General features: G+C 69.8%; 15 protein-coding genes. 6 read left to right on the forward strand and 9 right to left on the reverse strand.

Going from position 1 to position 18,561, the window contains the following annotated elements; translation table 11 throughout:
- Nucleotides 1–294: 294 nt before the first annotated feature.
- Nucleotides 295–762: an Lrp/AsnC family transcriptional regulator gene (locus tag FFS20_RS03550; RefSeq protein ID WP_137824555.1), complete on the forward strand. Its 468-nt coding sequence runs from the start codon at nucleotides 295–297 to the stop codon at nucleotides 760–762.
- Nucleotides 763–803: 41 nt separating this feature from the next.
- Here FFS20_RS03550 and FFS20_RS03555 read toward each other — a convergent pair whose 3' ends face one another.
- Together FFS20_RS03555 and FFS20_RS03560 are read right to left on the reverse strand one after the other, a co-directional pair.
- A complete protein-coding gene (locus FFS20_RS03555) occupies nucleotides 804–1,790 on the reverse strand; it encodes an ABC transporter substrate-binding protein (RefSeq protein WP_137824556.1) in 987 nt (328 codons plus the stop codon).
- A gap of 468 nt (nucleotides 1,791–2,258) precedes the next feature.
- Nucleotides 2,259–2,885, reverse strand: a complete 627-nt coding sequence (locus FFS20_RS03560) for a TetR/AcrR family transcriptional regulator (protein WP_137824557.1) — start codon at nucleotides 2,883–2,885, stop codon at nucleotides 2,259–2,261.
- 172 nt (nucleotides 2,886–3,057) lie between these two features.
- Between FFS20_RS03560 and FFS20_RS03565 the strand changes: the two genes are divergently transcribed.
- The 4 genes from FFS20_RS03565 (at nucleotide 3,058) to FFS20_RS03580 (ending at nucleotide 7,405) form a co-directional block, all read left to right on the forward strand.
- Nucleotides 3,058–3,537, forward strand: a complete 480-nt coding sequence (locus FFS20_RS03565; RefSeq protein WP_137824558.1) for a hypothetical protein — start codon at nucleotides 3,058–3,060, stop codon at nucleotides 3,535–3,537.
- A gap of 171 nt (nucleotides 3,538–3,708) precedes the next feature.
- Nucleotides 3,709–4,812 (forward strand): pyruvate dehydrogenase (acetyl-transferring) E1 component subunit alpha, encoded by a 1,104-nt coding sequence (gene pdhA, locus FFS20_RS03570; RefSeq protein ID WP_137824559.1) that lies wholly within the window; start codon nucleotides 3,709–3,711, stop codon nucleotides 4,810–4,812.
- 143 nt (nucleotides 4,813–4,955) lie between these two features.
- Nucleotides 4,956–5,918 (forward strand): alpha-ketoacid dehydrogenase subunit beta, encoded by a 963-nt coding sequence (locus FFS20_RS03575; RefSeq protein ID WP_137824624.1) that lies wholly within the window; start codon nucleotides 4,956–4,958, stop codon nucleotides 5,916–5,918.
- A complete protein-coding gene (locus FFS20_RS03580; protein WP_137824560.1) occupies nucleotides 5,918–7,405 on the forward strand; it encodes a dihydrolipoamide acetyltransferase family protein in 1,488 nt (495 codons plus the stop codon). The genes FFS20_RS03575 and FFS20_RS03580 overlap by 1 nt, the downstream gene beginning before the upstream one ends.
- Before the next feature lie 111 nt (nucleotides 7,406–7,516).
- Here FFS20_RS03580 and FFS20_RS03585 read toward each other — a convergent pair whose 3' ends face one another.
- From FFS20_RS03585 to FFS20_RS03610, 6 genes are all read right to left on the reverse strand, one after another.
- Nucleotides 7,517–9,205: an ABC-F family ATP-binding cassette domain-containing protein gene (locus FFS20_RS03585; protein ID WP_137824561.1), complete on the reverse strand. Its 1,689-nt coding sequence runs from the start codon at nucleotides 9,203–9,205 to the stop codon at nucleotides 7,517–7,519.
- 190 nt (nucleotides 9,206–9,395) lie between these two features.
- The gene (locus tag FFS20_RS03590) at nucleotides 9,396–11,465 is read right to left on the reverse strand and encodes a heavy metal translocating P-type ATPase (RefSeq protein WP_137824562.1); all 2,070 of its coding nucleotides are present in this window, start codon (nucleotides 11,463–11,465) and stop codon (nucleotides 9,396–9,398) included.
- Between the two features lie 85 nt (nucleotides 11,466–11,550).
- Nucleotides 11,551–12,756, reverse strand: coding sequence for an acyl-CoA dehydrogenase family protein (locus FFS20_RS03595; protein ID WP_137824563.1), 1,206 nt, complete (start codon nucleotides 12,754–12,756; stop codon nucleotides 11,551–11,553).
- Nucleotides 12,757–12,802: 46 nt separating this feature from the next.
- Nucleotides 12,803–14,074, reverse strand: a complete 1,272-nt coding sequence (locus FFS20_RS03600) for a beta-ketoacyl-[acyl-carrier-protein] synthase family protein (RefSeq protein WP_137824564.1) — start codon at nucleotides 14,072–14,074, stop codon at nucleotides 12,803–12,805.
- Nucleotides 14,075–14,084: 10 nt separating this feature from the next.
- Nucleotides 14,085–15,665: a class I adenylate-forming enzyme family protein gene (locus tag FFS20_RS03605; protein WP_137824565.1), complete on the reverse strand. Its 1,581-nt coding sequence runs from the start codon at nucleotides 15,663–15,665 to the stop codon at nucleotides 14,085–14,087.
- A 33-nt stretch (nucleotides 15,666–15,698) separates the two neighbouring features.
- Nucleotides 15,699–16,226: a DUF2207 domain-containing protein gene (locus FFS20_RS03610; protein WP_137824566.1), complete on the reverse strand. Its 528-nt coding sequence runs from the start codon at nucleotides 16,224–16,226 to the stop codon at nucleotides 15,699–15,701.
- 105 nt (nucleotides 16,227–16,331) lie between these two features.
- Here FFS20_RS03610 and FFS20_RS03615 point away from each other — a divergent pair, with 105 nt between their 5' ends.
- A complete protein-coding gene (locus tag FFS20_RS03615; protein ID WP_171006967.1) occupies nucleotides 16,332–16,976 on the forward strand; it encodes a DUF402 domain-containing protein in 645 nt (214 codons plus the stop codon).
- A 137-nt stretch (nucleotides 16,977–17,113) separates the two neighbouring features.
- On the opposite strand, the gene FFS20_RS03620 is transcribed toward FFS20_RS03615, so the two are convergent.
- Nucleotides 17,114–18,508 (reverse strand): NAD-dependent succinate-semialdehyde dehydrogenase, encoded by a 1,395-nt coding sequence (locus FFS20_RS03620; RefSeq protein WP_137824568.1) that lies wholly within the window; start codon nucleotides 18,506–18,508, stop codon nucleotides 17,114–17,116.
- Nucleotides 18,509–18,561: the final 53 nt, after the last annotated feature.

Below are 18,561 nucleotides of genomic sequence, written 5' to 3' on the forward strand. Positions count from 1 at the left end.
ACCAGGGTGCCTGTCGGTGCGGGACGAGCTCATCGTTACTGAACGAACGATCGATTTTAAGCCTACCAGCCCGCCGAGGCGGCCCGCACCTGCCGTCGACACCGCCGTGACCCGTGAGCGCCACCGCGATCCCGGTCGCCGGGATCCGCTCCGGCCCCCACGACCTGCCGCACCCACTTAGAATGGTGGAACCTCGACCGGATGCTGGTTCACGACGAGCGCGACCCCGGTGAGGAGCACGACGCACCGAGGCTGCCGGGCGGCAGCCAGCAGCGACGCCGAAGGAGCACGCCCTTGTCATTCGACCTCGACGACATCGACCGCAGCATCATCGCTGCCCTCGTCGAGGACTCCCGGCTGAGCGTGCGCCAGCTCGCCGAACGCGTGCACATCTCCCGCTCCGCCGCGCACAAGCGCCTCACCGCCCTCCTCGAGTCCGGGGCGATCAAGGGCTTCACCGCCGAGGTGGATCGCGCCGCCCTCGGCATGTCCGTGACCGCGGTGGTCGTCGTCAAGGTCGGCGAGCGGCCGTGGCCGGAGGTCCGTGACGAGCTCGCCGCACTCCCCTTCGTCGAGAAGGTTCAGGCCGTCAGCGGCGACATCGACGCGCTCGTCACCGTCAACGCACCTGACAACACGGCGCTGTCCCAGGTCATCCTCCGCCGCATCCACGAGGTTCCCGGCGTCACCTCGTCACGGTCGCTGCTCATCCTCGACGAGGCCGAGGGTCACCGTCCCGGAGCGCAGAGCTCGCTGGGCTGAACAGCCCACCAGGCTGAACAGCCCACTGGGCTGAGCTGCACTCACCTCTGCCGGTACGCCTGCAGCGCCTGTTCGACCATCTCGAGGCTGTAGTTCGCGTCGGAGTATCCGGCGATCGTCGACTTTCCGTTGGGATAGACGTTGCCGGCCTGCGCGGCGGGCAGCTGAGCGAAGACCGGTGAGTCCATGAGCGCGGTGCTCAGCTCGTCGTACTCGCCGCGCAGATTCGAGGTGACGAAGACGATGTCGGCGTCCCCGGCGGCCTTGTCGACGAGTTCGAGCGAGACCTCGGCTTCGGGCTCCGCCGCCTCGGCGTTCTCCGCGATGACTCTGTCCTCGTCGGCCGACCACGTGAGACCGAGCGGATCGTAGATCGTTCCGAGCATGTTCCCGCTCCCCCACAGGTACGCGGTGTTCTCAGTGAATGAGGAGAGCGTCGCGATCGTCGTCCCGTCGGTGACGTCGCTGTACTCCTCGCTGATGCGCGTCTGCTCGGCGATGAAGGCGTCGTCGAGGGCCTTGAGCTCCGTGCTCCGGTTGACCGCGTCGGCGACCTCCCCGACCCGCTGCTTCCAGTTCGCGCGGTCTCCGCCGCGCAGGGTGAACTGGTAGACGGGAGCGATGTCCTCGAGCTGGTCGACGACACCGGTATCGAGGGTGTTCGGGGCGAGGATGAGGTCGGGGTCCGTCGTCGCGAGCCGCTCGATGTCCGGTTCGTCGGTCGCCACGACGGGCACCTCGCCGAGGCGGTCGACCCACCCCTGAGGCACCGAGGCCTCCTGGTACTCGCCCTGTCCGACGGGCGTCATCCCGAGGTCCATGAGGGTCTCGGTCGCGGCGTAGTGCAGGGTGGCGACAGCCTGCGGCTGGGCGGGAATGACGATGTCGGCTCCGGTGGCGTCGGTGACGGTGCGGGTCTCGCCTCCGCCTGCCGCCTCGGCGTCGGCGGAACCGCCTCCCCCGCAGCCGGCGAGGAGGGCGAGCGCGGCACAGCCGGCGGTCAGCGCGGTCATCGTCTTCAGTGTCATGGCGTCCTTTCGCGGAGCGAACGACGGAAACCCTCGAAGCGGTCGTCGCTGAGTCGTGCGCGCACGATGATCGGCAGCATCTGCGCGGACGACCGAATCGCCGCTGTCGAGGGTTCCGTGTCGGATGAAACAGTGAGATCCCGCGGGACGCGACTCCAAGCAGGTGTGTCAACTGCCGTGATGCGCGGTCCGTTCGTGATCTCGTAGGTTAGCCTAACCTGATTTATCGTCGCCCCGCAATCCGCCGAGGCGGTTGATCGTCAGGCGAACACCGCGCCCCGACGAATGCCGTGTGCCGACCCCACAGGGCCGCTTGCCCCGACTCCCCGACGCCGACACGCGGGCGATGTCGGCGAGAAGTCGATGCGCCGGCGACGAGTTGCCCGCCTGACGATTTCCTGCCGACATGGCGTGCGTGTCGCCGTTCAGCGCCCGCACAGTCGGCACCCGCACAGTCGGCGGCCAGGGTCAGCCGGCGGCCAGGGTCAGCCGGACGGCGCGGATCGTCAGTGCGAGCGCCCGCGCCCGAGCCTCCCGATCAGCGACTCCGGCGCTGACGGAGTGGAGATGCCCGGAGCCGACGGTGAGGAACACGTACATCGCGGCCCACTCGACGGGCACCTCGGAGGTGATCGACCCGTCGGCCTGACCGCGGGCGATGACCGCCTCGAGGGCGTCACCCTCAGCCCCACCCTGCTGACCGACGGCAGCATCCCCGTCGCCAGCCGCGGCGGCGCGACGCTCGCGCTCCACCTCGGCGAAGGTGTCGTCGGTGATGATGGGATTGTCGGCGAAGAGCAGGGTGAGCACGTCGGGGACGGTGAAGAGCTGGGTGCACACCCGCTCTACGGCGTCGAGACCGTTGCCGACCTCGGGCCGGGCCGATCGGAAGGCGTCAGTGAACACCCGCGCACCGTGGCGGGCCACCTCGGCGATCATCGCCTCCCGATCGCCGAAGTGCCGGTAGAGCGTCGTGCGACCGACTCCGAGGTGCGTCGCGACCTCGCCCATCGACGCCGCCGGATTCGCCGCGAGCACCGCCAGCGCTTCCCGCACGAGGGCATCCCTGCCGAGCCGTCCCATCCCTGTGCCCATCTGCGCCCTTCGTCGTCGGATCGTGTCTCATCGCCCAGCCGCATCGCCGACCGTCGGATCGAGAGATCGCCGTCTCTCGATTCTCCCCCATGGAACACTAATGTTCCATCCTGGTACACTGATGTTCCAGAACGGCGTGAGATCCGCGCTGTCACGAGACCCGGGAGGATCGATGTCACGCGCGCCCGCCGACGTCTTCGCCCTCAGCCGTTCCGACATCGTCGTCATCAGCCTCGTCTGCGTGGCCGCGGGCATCGCGCTCGGCTTCTTCCTGCCTGCGGTCGCCGGGCTCGCCGCCCGCTTCCCGATTCCCTTCGGCGACATCATCGAGAAGCTCAGCGCCTTCGACGAGCAGTGGATCGTCGTCGCCCGGCCGATCCTCGGCGCACTGCTCGGCGGTGTGGCCGCGCTCGTCGTCGTCGAGTCGACGTCGCGGCTGACGATCGGCGAGGACGGGATCACCGTCGGGTCGCGCAGCGGAGACCCGGTGCGGATCACGCGGCAGTCGTTCGTCACCGCCTACTTCGACGGCCGTCAGCTGACGATCCTCACCACCGGCGGCCACCAGGCCTTCAAAGGCGGCGTCGAGGGCAGGAGGGAGAAGGTCGCCGAGGCATTCACCGCCCGCGGCTACCGCTGGGGTGAGATCTGAGCGGCTCCCACGCTCAGCAGCTCCCGCTCGACCATTCGACCCCGGCCATTCGTCCCCTCCACCCCGCCTCGTTCGGGCAGTTCGTCCACCGTTCGCGACACGATCGGCACCCCCGTCCGTGACCGTCTGGAGAGCCTGGATCGGTGATCGCGGTCACGTCATCATGAAGTCATGACCATCGACGTTCCCACCACAGGCCGCGCTCTTCCCCAGCTGCAGCCCATCAGCTTCATCGGCCCCGACGGCCGACCGACCGACACCCCGACCGAGGGACTGACGATCCCGAGCGATCGGACCCTGACCGGCCTCTACCGGCAGATGGTCCTCGTCCGCCGGTTCGAGGCGCAGGTGACCCACCTGACCAGGCAGGGACGCCTCGCCACGTATCCGTCGGCGGCGGGACAGGAGGCGTGCGAGGTCGGCGCGACGACTGCGCTGTCGCCGAACGACTGGCTGTTCCCCACGTACCGCGACTCCGCGGCTCTGCTCACCCGCGGCGTGCCCGTGAGTGAGATCCTCGCCGCCTTCCGCGGTGACTGGCACTGCGGCTTCGACCCGCAGGAGTACCACACCTCACCAGCGGCGACGCCGCTGGCCACGCAGACCCTCCATGCCGCCGGCTTCGCGATGGCCTCGAAGCTCAAGGGCCGTCACGCGGCGACGCTGACGTTCCTCGGCGATGGTGCGAGCAGTGAGGGCGACACCCATGAGGCCTTCAACTTCGCCTCGGTGTGGCAGACCCCGACGGTCTTCGTCATCCAGAACAATCAGTACGCGATCTCGACCCCGCTGCGCGAGCAGTCGAACGCGACGATGCTCGCCGACCGCGCCGCCGGTTACGGGATGCCCGGCATCCGCGTCGACGGCAATGATGTCGCCGCCGTGTTCGCCGCCGTCTCCGCGGCCCTCGAACGCGGTCGCGAAGGCGACGGGCCGACCCTCATCGAATGCCTCACGTACCGGATGGAGTCGCACACGAACTCCGACGATCCGACGAAGTACCGCGACGCCGAGGAGGTCGAGCACTGGAAGCAGTTCGACCCGATCGACCGCCTCGAGACGTTCCTCCGCGACCGCGGCGTCCTCGATGACGACCGCGTCGCAGAGATCGCTGCCGAGGCCGAGACGCTGGCCGCCTCGGTGCGCGAGGCGATGAACACCGAGGCCGAGGTCGACCCGACCGAGCTGTTCGCCTTCGTCTACGGGACCGAGCGCACGAGCCTGAGCGAGCAGCGCGCCCAGCTCGAGGCCGAACTCGCAGGGGCTGAGGCATGAGCGTCGACTCCACGACCGACACCGCGCCCGCCGACACCCCTGAGCCGGCGACCGCAGCGACGGCGACCGCAGCGACCGCGGACACGGCCACAGACACAGACACCGCTACGACCGCGACCACCGCCGCCCCCGCCTCGGTGACGATGACGAAGGCCCTCAACCAGGCGCTGCGCGATGCCCTGGCCGAGGACGAGAACGTCGTCGTCTACGGCGAGGACGTCGGCCGCCTCGGCGGGGTCTTCCGGGTCACGGAGGGCCTGCGGAAGGAATTCGGACCCGAACGCGTGTGGGACTCCCCGCTCGCGGAGTCGGGCATCGCCGGCACCGCGGTCGGCATGGCGATGGCGGGAATGCGCCCGGTCATCGAGATGCAGTTCGACGCGTACGCCTACCCCGCGTTCGAGCAGATCGTCTCCCACATCGCGAAGATGCGGAACCGGACGAAGGGCCGTGTCACCCTGCCGATCACGATCCGCATCCCGTACGCCGGTGACATCGGCGGCGTCGAGCACCACTCGGACTCCTCCGAGGCGTACTGGACGTCGACGCCGGGACTCACCGTCGTCACCCCGTCGAATCCGGCCGACGCGTACTCGCTCCTGCGCGAGTCGATCGCCTCCGACGATCCCGTCATCTTCATGGAGCCGAAGTCCCGGTACTGGATGAAGGACACGCTCAGCCTGCCGGTGACGACGGCTCCGATGAACCGCGCCGAGGTGGTCCGCGAGGGCAGCGACGTCACTCTCCTCGCGTACGGGCCCACCGTCCGCACGGCCCTCTCGGCCGCCGAGGCGGGAGCCGAGCACGGACTGTCCATCGAGGTCATCGACCTGCGCTCGCTCTCGCCGTTCGACGACGAGACCGTGTCCGCCTCCGTCCGCCGGACCGGACGGGCCGCGGTCATCCATGAGGCCGCCCAGTTCGGCGGCTACGGCGCCGAGGTGGCCGCCCGGGTCACCGAACGCAACTTCACGTACCTCGCCGCCCCGATCCTCCGGGTCACCGGCTTCGACGTGCCCTATCCGTCCCCGAAGCTCGAGGAGTACTACTTGCCGACCGCCGAACGCGTCCTCGACGCCCTCGAATCCTGGGATTGGGAGCTGTGATGAGTGCTGTCTCGACCACCGGAGCACGCGACTTCATCCTCCCCGACCTCGGCGAGGGCCTCACCGAGGCGGAGCTCATCGGCTGGAAGGTGGCCGTCGGCGACACCGTCCACGTCGACCAGATGGTCGTCGAGGTCGAGTCCGCGAAGAGCGTCGTCGAACTGCCGTGCCCGTTCGCGGGCACGATCGTCGCGCTCCACGCGAACGCCGGTGACACCGTCGAGGCCGGGCAGGCCCTGCTCTCCGTCGCCGAGGCGGGGGCCACTGACGCTGCCCCCGCGGGCGATGCCGCCGGTGCCGGTTCCACTGGTGCCGATTCGGGTGCCGCCGCGGACGAACTGCCCACCGACGACGCCGACCCCGTCGGCATCGAAGGCGGAGGAGCGAACCTCATCGGCTACGGGACGACCGCGCCGAAGGCGCGCTCGGGCAAGAAGCGCTCATTCGGCGCGAAGTCGCCCGTCTCACCGGCGGAGACGCCGAGCACACCGGCCCAGTCGGCTGAGCCGGCCGCGCCGTCCACCCCGGCTCCCGCGCAGCCGGCAGACACCGCCACCACCTCCCCCGTCTCCTCGCCGATCGTGCGCAAACTCGCGAAGGATCATGGCATCAGCGCGAAGCACCTGCCGGGAACCGGCCCAGGCGGGGTCGTGACCAGGGCAGACGTCCTCGCCGCCGTCGACCGACAGGGTGCGGACGGCCTCCAGGGCACTCCTGAGCGCCAGGCCACGCCCACCTCGGCGCCGGGCCAGCCGCACACCGCGGCCACGACGGGAACCCCGATCCCGAGCACGGACCGCGACACCCGCACTCCGATCACGGGACTGCGGAAGGTCGTGTCCGAGCGGCTCTCCCAGTCGCGGAGGGAGATTCCCGAGGCGACGATCTGGCTCGACGTCGACGCGACCGAGCTGCTGACGACGAAGAAGGCCCTCGAGGCCCGCACGGGCGAGAAGTTCTCGCTGCTCGCCCTCGTCGCCCGCTTCGTCATCGCCGGGCTGAAGAAGTATCCGATCCTCAACTCCTCGATCGACACGGCCGCGAACGAGATCGTCACCCACGGCGACATCAACCTCGGGCTCGCAGCCCAGACGCCGCGCGGACTCATGGTTCCCGTCGTCCACGGGGCCGGGGAGATGAGTCTGCGGCAGCTGCGCGACGAGATCGGCGAGACCGTGGGCAAGGCCTCGACCGGCAAGTTCGCGTCCTCGGAGCTGACCGGCGGGACGTTCACCCTCAACAACTACGGCGTCTTCGGCGTCGACGGGTCCGCCCCGATCATCAACCTCCCCGAGGTCGCGATGCTCGGCCTCGGTCGGATCAAGGACCGGCCGTGGGTCTCACACGGCGAGCTCACGGTGCGCAAGGTGATGTTCCTCAGCTTCGTCTTCGACCATCGTGCGTGCGACGGTGCCGAGCCGAGCGAGTTCCTCACCTTCGTCGCCGACTGCATCGAGAACCCGATCTCCCTCCTCCCGGAGGTCTGAGCCAGCGGCGGTCGTCACGCCGCCGCGTGACGGCCGCGTGACGGAAGTTCCGGACGCGGAGTGTCGATTCTGGTCACCGAGATCGACACTCCGCGTCCGGAACTTCGTCGCTCACGCCGAACCTGAGGACTCGAGTGCGAGCTGCGGCCATGTCGCGAGGTCAGCGCGCAGCTGCCGGTCATGCGTGGCGACGACGATCGCCGAGGCGGTCGTGCCCAGGGCATCGGTGAGATCGTCGACGAGCGACGCGGAGAGATGGTTCGTCGGCTCGTCGAGGAGGAGCAGATCGGGCTGCTCGGCCAGGCACAGCGCGAGCTGGAGGCGTCGCTGCTGCCCCTGGGACAGACGTCCGACCGGCGTCCTGGCCGCTGCCGAGTCGAGCAGGCCGAGACTCGTCAGCGACGGCGCGCCATCGTCGTTTCGCGCGCGTGCCCGACCATTCTCCCGTGCGCTCCGCTCGACGTGTTCGACGTGTTCGACGTGTTCGGCGTAGATGCGGAACGCCGGCGTCGTCGCGTCCCAGTCGGGTGGCTCCTGGGTCAGCAGTGCGATCCGCGCCTCAGGATGCCGCGACACCACCCCGGTGCTCGGGGTGACCAGTCCGGCGAGCACCGCGAGCAGCGTCGACTTGCCTGCCCCGTTCGGACCGCTGAGCACGAGCCGATCGCCGCCGTCGACAGCGATCGACACCGGCGCAGTCAGACGCCGCTCGACTGTGATGTCGTCAGCGCTGAGGATCGGTGACCCGGGGCGCGTCCGCGACACCGGCCAGGACAGGCGCAGCGGGGGTTGCGGCACCGTCACCCGGTGGGACTCGAGCTCCTCGACTCGCCGGTTGAAGGCCTGGACGACTCCGGCTGCCCGCGTCGCGCGCTGGTGCTTGCCCGTGCCCTTCGGCGGTCGCCACCCGGTGGAGAGGCGCCCCCGGGCATCCTCGGCGGCCTGCGTGAGACGGGAGTGCTCGGCCACCTCGGCGGCATAGTCCTGCTCCCAGCTCTCCCGCTCGCGTCGCACCCCGTCGACCCACCCCGCATAGCCGCCGGCGTACGTGCGTGGCCGCCCGTCCCGGCTGGGATCGAGGTCGAGGAACGTCATGGCGACGTCGCGGAGCATGGCCCGGTCGTGGCTGACGATTGCGATCCCGCCGGGATGCTCCCGCAGGCGGGTCGTCAGGTAGTCAAGGGCAGCGGCGTCGAGGTGGTTCGTCGGTTCGTCGAGGAGGAGCAGGTCCGTGGTCGATCCGAGCACCATGGCCAGGCGCACACGGTAGCGCTGCCCGACCGAGAGGCTGGCCAGAGTGCGGGTTCGGTCCGTCGTCGCGTGCAGCCCGGCAAGGGCGATGTCGATGCGCCGTTCGGCGTCCCACGCGTCGAGGCCCGTCGCACGGTCAAGGGCTGCGGCGTAGTCGTCCTCGGCCCCGGTCTCACCGCCGGCCAGCCTCGCGGTCGTCTCCTCGAGCGCCGCCAGTGCCGCGAGTTCGTCGCTGATGGACTCGGCGATGAGGTCGCCGACAGTCCGCTCCCCCACGGCGTCGAGCTCCTGCTCGACGAGCGCGAGCGTTCCGGTGCGGGTCACCGTCCCCGCGTCGGGAACGAGCGCACCGGCGAGAACGTGGAGCAGGGTCGTCTTCCCGCGCCCGTTCTCGCCGACGATGGCCAGCCGGGAGCCGGCGGAGAGCGTGACGTCGACGCCGTCGAGGACCAAGCATCCGCCGCGGTCGACGGTGAGGTTCTCAGCGCGGATGTGCGCGGCCGCGCCTGCGGGAAGGGTGATGTGTCGAAATGGTGAAGTCAGTGGCATTGCAGTCTCTCAGCTCGTCATGGAGCCGGACAGCACAATGGAGCCGCCCGGCGATCAGCCTGGACGGCGAACGAGAGATCAGAGGGTTGAGAAGACCGGTCCCGCCGCCGTCAGCGGCGGTTCCACAGTTTCATCGAATCGATCATGGCACCCAGTCTAGCAAGCGGCTCGCCCCGGTCAGCAGACCCGCTCACGCCCGGGCGGGCTCGGGGCGGTTCTCGTGGGCGATGCCCGAGTGCTCGTCGCCGTTGCCGAACCGCAGCAGCCGCAGAGCGTTGAGGACGACGAGGAACGTCGATCCCTCATGGATGAACACGACCGGTCCCATCTGCAGCCCGAGCAGGCTCGCGGGGACGAGGAAGGCGACGATGACGAGGGAGGCGATGAGGTTCTGCCGGATGATCGCCGAGGAGGCCCGGCTCAGCCTGATGAGGAACGGAACCTTGCCGATGTCGTCGCTCATCAGTGCGACATCCGCGGTCTCGAGCGCGACGGCCGAGCTCGCGGCCCCCATCGCCACCCCCACCGAGGCGTTCGCCATGGCCGGGGCGTCGTTGACGCCGTCGCCGACCATCGCAGTGTCGCCCTGCGAGGAGAGTCGGCGGATCGTCGACACCTTGTCCTCGGGCATGAGGTCGCCGGCGGCGGTGTCGACGCCGACCTCGGACCCGATCGCGTCGGCAACGCGCTGATTGTCCCCGGAGATCATCACGAGCTCATCGACGCCGGAGGTCCGCAGGGAGCTGATGACGGCCTTCGCCTCGGCGCGCGGGGCGTCCATGACGCCGAGGGCCCCGAGGAACCGGCCGCCCCAGCGGACGACCATGATCGTCCGGCCCGCGTTCTGCAGCTGCGTGACGAGGTCCTCGATCTCCGGAGTGAGATCGCCTGAGAACATCCGCAGGCTGCCGAGTTCGGCGCGCTGCCCGGCGATCGTCGCGGTCACGCCCTGACCGGTGACCGATTCGACGTCGCCGGCCTCGAGCCGGTCGGCGGCCGGCACCTGCGGGTCGAGCCCGGTGACGATCGCCGTGGCCAGGGGATGGTCGACGGAGGATTCGAGGGCGAGGGCGACGCGGGAGAGCTCGTCGGCCTCGACACCCGCGGCGGGTCGGATGTCGGTGAGCCGGGGCAGTCCCCAGGTCAGCGTGCCGGTCTTGTCGAAGGCGATCGAGCGCACCTTCCCGAGCGTCTCGAGGGGTCCACCGCCCTTGATGAGCAGTCCCGCCCGGGCCGCGCGGGCGACACCGGAGAGGACGGCGGCGGGAGTGGCAATGGCGAGCGCGCACGGGCTCGCTGCGACGAGGACGAGCATCGCCCGGTAGAAGCTGTCGGCGAACGTCTCGTCGAGGACGAACCAGCCGACGGCGAGGACGATGAGGACCATCGCGATGACGGCGGGAACGTACCAGCGCTGGAACCGGTCGATGAAGCGCTGGGTCGCGCTCTTCGTGTCATCGGCTTCGCGGACCATCGTCACGACCCGGGAGAGCGTCGAGTCCGCGGAGACGGCGAGGACGACGATGTCGAGGGAGCCGGAGCCGTTGACCGTGCCGGCGAACACCCGGGAGGCCGGGTCGATGCGACCAGGGTTGTCGACAGCCTCGGTGCGGTCGGTGACCGGGGACTTCTCCGCGGGGATGCTCTCGCCGGTGATCGCCGACTGGTCGACGGCCGAGTTGCCGACGGCGACGAAGCCGTCGGCGGGGATGCGGGCATGGGGGCGCACGACGACGACATCGCCGATCTCGAGGTCCTCGGTGGGCCGCTCCACGACGACATCGCCGATGCGCACGAGCGCGGTGGCCGGGGCGAGCTCCGCGAGCGCTTCGATCGAGCGCTTGGCCCGTCCCATCGCGTACTCCTCGAGGGCGTGACCGAGGGAGAAGAGGAAGAGGAGCACAGCGCCTTCGGCGAACCGGCCGACGCTGGCCGCGCCGATCGCGGCGACGAGCATGAGGAAGTCGACCTCGAACCGGCCGTGCCGCACGGAGTTGATCGCCGTGGCGAAGGTGAAGAACCCGCCGAAGAAGTACGTCGCGAGGAAGAGGGGGATGGCGATCTGGGTCAGGGGTGCGCCGGGGACGAAGTACTCGAAGATCGCTCCGGCGATGTAGGTGACACCGGAGGTGATCGCGAACCCGAGCTCCCAGGCAGGCCCGCCGAGGCGACCGTGGCCGTGCCCGTCATCGCCGGGTTTCGCACGCGACCGGTCGTTCGTCGCTGTGACAGCTGCCGACTCGTTCCGCTTCTCGTCCATACCCCAATCGTATGCACGTATATTTATATGTCAATATGTTTGCGGGAATTCCCAGTCGTCCAAGGGCTCAGTCGCCGAGGAGCGCTCAGTCGTCGAGAAGCACTGCGGCGTACATCGGGCGGGCGGCGTCGGGGCTCGGCGGGTGGAAGAGCCCGGCCGTCGCGTCACGGTAGAGCCGGGAGGCCTCGTGGCTGTTGTCGAAGCCGCTGCCGCCCGTGCTCAGCAGGGCGGCCTCCGCGGTGCGGCGGGCCACCTCGGCGGACTTGATCCGCGCACCGACGAGGCGCAGAGGCCAGCCGGCGCCGTGATCGACGAGGTCGTCGAAGTCGCGGGAGTACGCGTCGATCATCGCGGGCACCGTGAGGGAGTCGAGGTGGGCGTCGGCGAGGCGGGCGCGGGCTTCGGGGACCTCGGCGAACGTCGTCCCGGACTTCGCCGATCTCCGCGTCTTCAGCGCTGCCGCCCCGACTTCGAGGGCGCGCGCGGCGATGCCGGCGTAGACGGCGGCGATGAGGAGCTGGAAGTTGCTCGTGATCGCGAACGTGAGCAGGTCGGGGTGACGACCGGCGGGGATGACCCGCGAGACGCGGTCGGGGCGCATCGGCACGCGGTCGAGGATCGTCGCCCGCGACTGGGAGCCCCGCATGCCGAGGACGTCCCACGTCTCCGACACGGTGATTCCCGGGGCGTCGCGGTCGATGAACCCGTAGACGAGTTCGCCCTCCGCCGGCTCGTCGCCGTCGGGGCCGGCGATGCCGTCGTCGACCGGGGTGATCGCGCCGTGGACGATGAGCCGGGTCCACACGGGTGACAGCGAGGTGAAGATCTTCACCCCGGTGAGTTCGTAGCCGCCGTCGGGGGTCGGGACCGCCTCGGTGTGCGAACCCTGGAGCACCCAGTCGTTGCCGGGTTCGGAGATCCCGAACGCGAAGATCTCACCGGCCATCGCCTCGTCGAACACCCAGTTCAGCGAATCGTCGCCGCGATCGGCCAAGGCCTTGACGACGCCGGTGGTCATGAGGTGCATGTTGACGGCGAGCGCGGTCGCCGGGGCCGCCGAGGCGAGGCGCTGCTGGAGTCGGGCGACCTCGAAGAGGCTCAGCCCCGGTCCCCCGTGGGCGACGGGGACGAAGAGCGTGAGGTAGCCGCGGGACTTGAGCTCCTCGAGGTCCGCGTCGAAGAAGCCGTTCTCCCGGTCGGTGACAGCTGCGCGCTCCCGGAAGCGCTCGAGCATCTCTGCGGGCAGGAAGCGCTCGCCGAGTTCGGTGATGTGGGCTTCGCGATCGGTCATCGTCTCTCCTTGTTCTCTGTTGTCACGCTGTGATCCGGGCGAGTCCTCACGGGGTGATCCGGGCGAGGATGATCGCGCCGTTGTGGCCGCCGAAGCCGAAGGAGGTCGACAGCACGGTGTCGATCGGCGACTCGTCACCCACTGACCTCGCCTGACCAGCGACGATGTCCCAGCCCTCGGCGTCCGGGTCGCCGAGGTTGAGCGTCGGCGGCAGAGTCTGATCCCGCATCGTGTGCACGGCGATGATCGCTTCGACGACTCCGGCGGCGCCGAGGAGGTGGCCGGTGCTCGACTTCGTCGCGCTGATCGGGATCGTGCGGGCGGTCTCGCCGAGGGCGGCGTCGAAGGCGGCGAGTTCGGCTCGGTCGCCGGCCGGGGTGCCGGTGGCGTGGGCGTTGATGTGGTCGATGTCGGTCGGTTCGAGTCCGGCATCGGTCAGTGCCGCGCGCATCGCCGCTGCCGCACCGCGGCCCTCGGGGTGCGGGTTCGTCGGATGGTGGGCGTCGCTCGCGGCTCCGAACCCGGCGAGCTCGGCGAGCACCGCGGCACCACGGGCGGCCGCGCTGTCAGCGGATTCGAGGAGGATCGCCGCAGCCCCGTGGCTCATGACGAAGCCCTTCCGGGCGGCGTCGAAGGGTCGGCTCGCCGCATGCGGATCGTCCTCGTACCCGGCGGCGAGGGCCCGGAGGTTGGCGTTCGAGGCGAGGTTGACCGGTCCGAGGCAGTCCTCCATCCCGACGACGAGGACCGCGTCGGCGTATCCGTGGCGGATGCGCCGCATCGCCTCGCCGAGGCCGATCGCCCCGGACGCGCAGGTGGCCGACACGCCCTGTGCGGGTCCGCGGAGGTCGAAGCGCTGACTGAGCAGGGCGGCCGCGGAATCGGGGGCGCCGTGGATGGCGAGGGTGAGCGGGACACCGCGCGGGCCCGCCGCGTCGAGGGCGCGGGTGGCGGCCTGCATGGCATCGACGGGTCCGGATCCGGTGGCGGCGATGACGCCGACGCGCTCGCGGTCCCACGGCAGCGCCGCGGCAGGGTCGGGAATGCCGGCCTGCGCCAGCGCCTGGTCGCCGGCGGCGATCGCCCAGTGCTGGACCGGGCTGAGACGACGGGCGAGCGCTCGCGGGAGGACCGCCTCGGCGTCGAAGTCCGTGATCTGCCCGCCGATGCGCACGGCGAGGTCGGCGAACTCCTCGCCGACGAGGACGTCGATCGCGCTCCGTCCCGCGCGGACCGCGTCCCAGAGGCTCTCGGGGTCGAGCCCGCTCGGGGTGATCGCGCCCATGCCGGTGATGACGGCGCGGCGGTCACCGCTCACGGTCGCCGCCTCACAGTCTGCGTCCCTGTTCGTTCACGATGAGGTCAACGGTTTCTGCGCGTCGAATCTTCCCGCCGACCGTGCGCGGGAGCTGATCGAGGACGTAGAACCGCCGCGGCACGAACTGCGGTGCGAGCTGGGTCCGCCCGTGCGCGAGGAGAGCCGCCTTGTCCGGGAGGCCCGCCATCGACTCTGACTCCGGCTCCGACTCCGGCTCCTGCGTCGGCGTCGGCCGGTCGCCGCCGTCCTCGATGACGAGGGCGACGACGGTGCCGAGGTTCGCATCGGGGAGGGCGATGGCGACGACCTCGCCGAGGTGGGGCACGGTGCCGTACGCCCGTTCGACCTCGGGGAGGGAGACCTTGTGTCCCCCGGTGACCGCGATGTCCCCGGCCCGTCCGGCGAGCTGGAGGAGACCACCGGCCATCCGCCCCTGATCATGGACGGTGGCCCAGCCGTCGGGGCCGCGGAGGACCTCGGTGCTCGTGCCGGTGACGTAGCCCTCGGAGCATGCGGCGGCGAGGATCCACAGCGTCCCGAGCTCACCGTCGGGCACGGGGGAACCGGAGTCGTCGCGGATCTGTGCGCCGATCGTCGGATAGATCGTGATCCACGTGCCGTCGCCGGCGCGGGAGTCTCCGATGAATCCGATCTCCGCGGCCCCGTAATAGCTGATGAGACGGGTGTCGGGAAGAACGGCGCCGAGGCGGTCGCGGATGACTGCGGGCAGGTTCGCTCCCCCGGTGACGACGAGGTCGAGACCGGCGAAACGCTCGGGGTCGCGGTCGGCCGCCTCGGCGAGCGCCCGAACGATTGCCGGCACCGCGACGATCCGGGTGACGTTCTCCTCGGCGATGCGCCGACCCATCGCGGCGGGGTCGAACTCGTCGGCGACGTGGACGCTGCCGCCGGTCGCGAGGCTCTCGATGACGGCGTAGAGGGTGAGGCTGTAGGACACGGGTCCGGGCGCGAGCGTCGCGACGCCCGGCAGCGGTTCGAGGTGGGCGGCGGAGACGGCGACGTTCGCCCGGTACTGCTCCCGGGTCTTGATGAACGCCTTCGGGTTGCTCGTCGTGCCCGACGAGAAGAGCATGAGGAAGGGCTCCGCGGGGGCGCGCACGCGCGGGGCGGTCAGGTCGGGATCGGACCGGTGGGCGGCGACGGCGGCCTCGAAGGCGGTCGCGGAGATGACGGTGCCGGTCCATGCGGAGGCGGCGAGCGCCTCGGCGAGGGCGGGTGAGTCGCTGATGACGACGCCGATGCCGGTGGCCCGGATGATCCCGACCTGGTGGCTCAGCGGCCAGCGGGGGTCGATCGTCGCGGAGACCGCGCGGAAGCCGGCGAGCCCGGCGACGATGCGGGCGGTGAGGAACGCCGAGGTGTGGCTCACGGCTGTGATCGGCACGCCCGCGGCCTCCGGGGCCGGTGTCGGCGGGGCGCTTTGGGCGCGATGGAGGGCGTCGACGGCGGCGAAGACGGCCCGGGAGTCCGCGACGAGCTCGGCGTAGGTGAGCCGGTCGTCGCCGCCGACGATCGCGGGACGGTCGGGATGGGACGCCGCGGTCTCGAGGATGCTCGCGGTGATGGGCACGGGGACCTCCGTCGGTCGTGCGGCTCGAGGCGGTCAGGCCGCCTGGCTGCGCGCGCTCATGTCCGGCGCCTTGGCCGGTGTCGGGTCCGTGGAGACGGTCTTCGGGGCGCCGACCATGATCTCGGCGTCGGGGGCCGGAACGATCATCCCGAGCGGGTCGGTCAGTCCCGCCTCGGCGTAGAGCCGGGTGACGCGGGAGCGCAGGGCGCGCATGATGAAGATCGCGGCGATGGGGATGAGGACGATGATGATCACCGAGGTGACGCCGACGGCCAGCGAGATCGAGTCGGCGACGCCGTACATCGGGAGGCCGAAGAGCCCGAAGATCACACCGAGGATCGCGAGTGCGCCGAGCCAGACGAAGACCATCGTCACCCGGCTCCACACAGTGTCGAAGCGGCTGAGCTCCTCGTCGAGGGCGACGATCTCGGAGAGTTCGGGGCGGCGGTCGGCGGGAATCCGCCGGAACACCTGTTCGCCTGCGTCCGTGCTGTTCGACCACTGTCGGATGACCTGGCCGTTGCCGGTGATGTGCCACCGTGATGTCCACTGCTCCGTCATAGTGCGCAGTCTAAAGGGTGGAGATGAGCGCAGAATTCAGGGCTGATGTCGAGCGGGATCCGCCTCGGAGGCGATGCATCCACCTCGGAGGCGATACTGGGAGGCATGGATGACCGACGATGGCACCGCGGGGACGCGATCCTGTGGACCTATATCAACCCCGATTTCCCTGATCTCGTCGATCAGCGTCCTGTCACGGTCGTCGCCGACGACGAGCGGCATCTGGCGGTGTGGCTGGCACCCGGAACGCGCGTGCTCCATCAGGTCCTCGCGGACGGTTCGGAGCTGCGCAGCGCCGAAGGATCCGCACGATTCACGGCTCCTCGGGCGCAGGCGGTGCGGTCCTGGGTGGGCAAGGGAATCCTCGCGGTGTTCCAACCCGACACGATGCACTCCGTGTGGTTCTTCGAGAGCGCGTCGGGACGACGCGATTCCTACTACGTCAACATCGAGGCTCCGTTCACCCGCGACGGCTCAGGCATCACGACCTCCGATCTCGTCCTCGATCTCGTGGTCACCGCGGACGGCACGCATCGGTTCAAGGACGAGGACGAACTCGAATTCGCCGAGGCAGCGGGGCTGTTCTCCTCCGCCGACGTCACGTCGATCCGCGAGGCCGCTCAGCGTGCGGTGGCCGATGTGGAGCAGTGGCGGTTCCCCTTCGGCTCGGGCTATGAATCGTTCCAGCCCGATCCGAGCTGGCCCGTGCCGTCGCTGCCTCACGATGCCGACTGGGAATTCGAGACCTGACGCCGCCGGATCCGGCGGCGAGCGATCAGCGCACAGCGACGCGGGCGCCGCACCGAGCCCTGGGATGACTCCCGGACCCGGCGCGACGCCCGCGCGGTGATCGGTGCGCGACCGATCAGGCTGAGTTCACCAGGTGGTCACTCGGCGACGTAGTACATGCGCTTGTTGACGAACTCGTCCATGCCGTAGGGACCGAGCTCGCGGCCGAAGCCCGAGCGCTTGGTGCCGCCGAACGGGATCTCCGCGCCCTCACCGGCCGGGGTGTTGACGTTCGACATGCCGACGTCGAGGCGCTGTGCGATCTTCGCGGCGCGCTCCTCGTCCTTCGAGAACACGGCGCCGCCGAGGCCGAAGTCCGTGTCGTTGGCGAGGTTGAGGGCGTCGTCGTCGCTCGAGACCTTGTAGACGGTCGCGACCGGGCCGAAGAGCTCCTCGCGGTAAGCGTCCATCTGCTCGGTGACGTTGGTGAGCACGGCCGGGGTGATGTAGGCCGAACCGTCGTCGGCGAGTTCACCGCCGACGAGCGTCGCACCCTGCTCGACGGCGCGGTCGAGCTGCTTGCGCAGGTTCTCCGCGGCAGCGCGCGAGGACAGCGGCGAGTATCCGCCTTCGATCGGATCGGACGGGTTCGACTTCTGCGAGCTCTGCGCGCGCTCGGTGAGACCGGCGACGAAGTCGTCGTAGATGTCGTCCATGACGATCATGCGCTTGTTCGCGTTGCAGACCTGACCGGTGTTGTAGAGACGGGTTCCCCACGCGGTGTCGACCGCCTCGTCGAGGTTGTCGGTGTCGAGGATGATGTAGGGATCCGAACCGCCGAGCTCGAGGACGGCCTTCTTGAGGTACTTGCCGGCGAGCGCACCGACGATCGAACCGGCCCGCTCCGAACCGGTCAGGGACACACCCTGGACACGGCGGTCGGCGATGATCGTCTCGATCTGGTCGTGCGAGGCGTAGACGGTGTTGTAGACGCCCTTGGGCACACCGGCGTCGTCCATGATCTGCTGGATCGCCGCCGCCGAGCGGGGGCAGATCTCCGCGTGCTTGAGGATGATCGTGTTGCCGAGCACGAGGTTCGGGGCAGCGAAGCGCGCCACCTGGTAGTACGGGAAGTTCCACGGCATGATGCCGAGCAGCACGCCGACCGGGCGGCGCTGGATGAACGCCTTGCCGCCGGAGAACGACTTGATCTCCTCGTCCTTGGAGAACTCGGGTCCGTTGTCGGCGTAGTAGTTGAAGATCGCCTCGGAGAACTCGGCCTCCTCGACGCCTTCGGGGATCGGCTTGCCCATCTCCTCGGCGATGATCTTCGCGAGCTCCTCCTTGCGCTCCCCGAAGAGGTCGGCGACCTTGTTGACGATCGCGGCGCGCTCCTCGATGGTCTTCTCACGCCAGGAGAGGTAGGCCTCGGCAGCGTCGTCGATGACCTGGCCGATCTGCTCGTCCGTCGCGGTGTCGAACCGCTCGATGATCTCGCCGGTCGCGGGGTTCTCGACCCGGTAGCCGGTCGCGGCACTGACTGAATTGCTCATATCGGACTCCTTTGACTCGCGGTGCCCTGGGTGGGCTCCGATGACGCGATTGC

It is taken from the genome of Brevibacterium sp. 2SA (assembly GCF_005502845.1).
GTDB lineage: Bacteria > Actinomycetota > Actinomycetes > Actinomycetales > Brevibacteriaceae > Brevibacterium.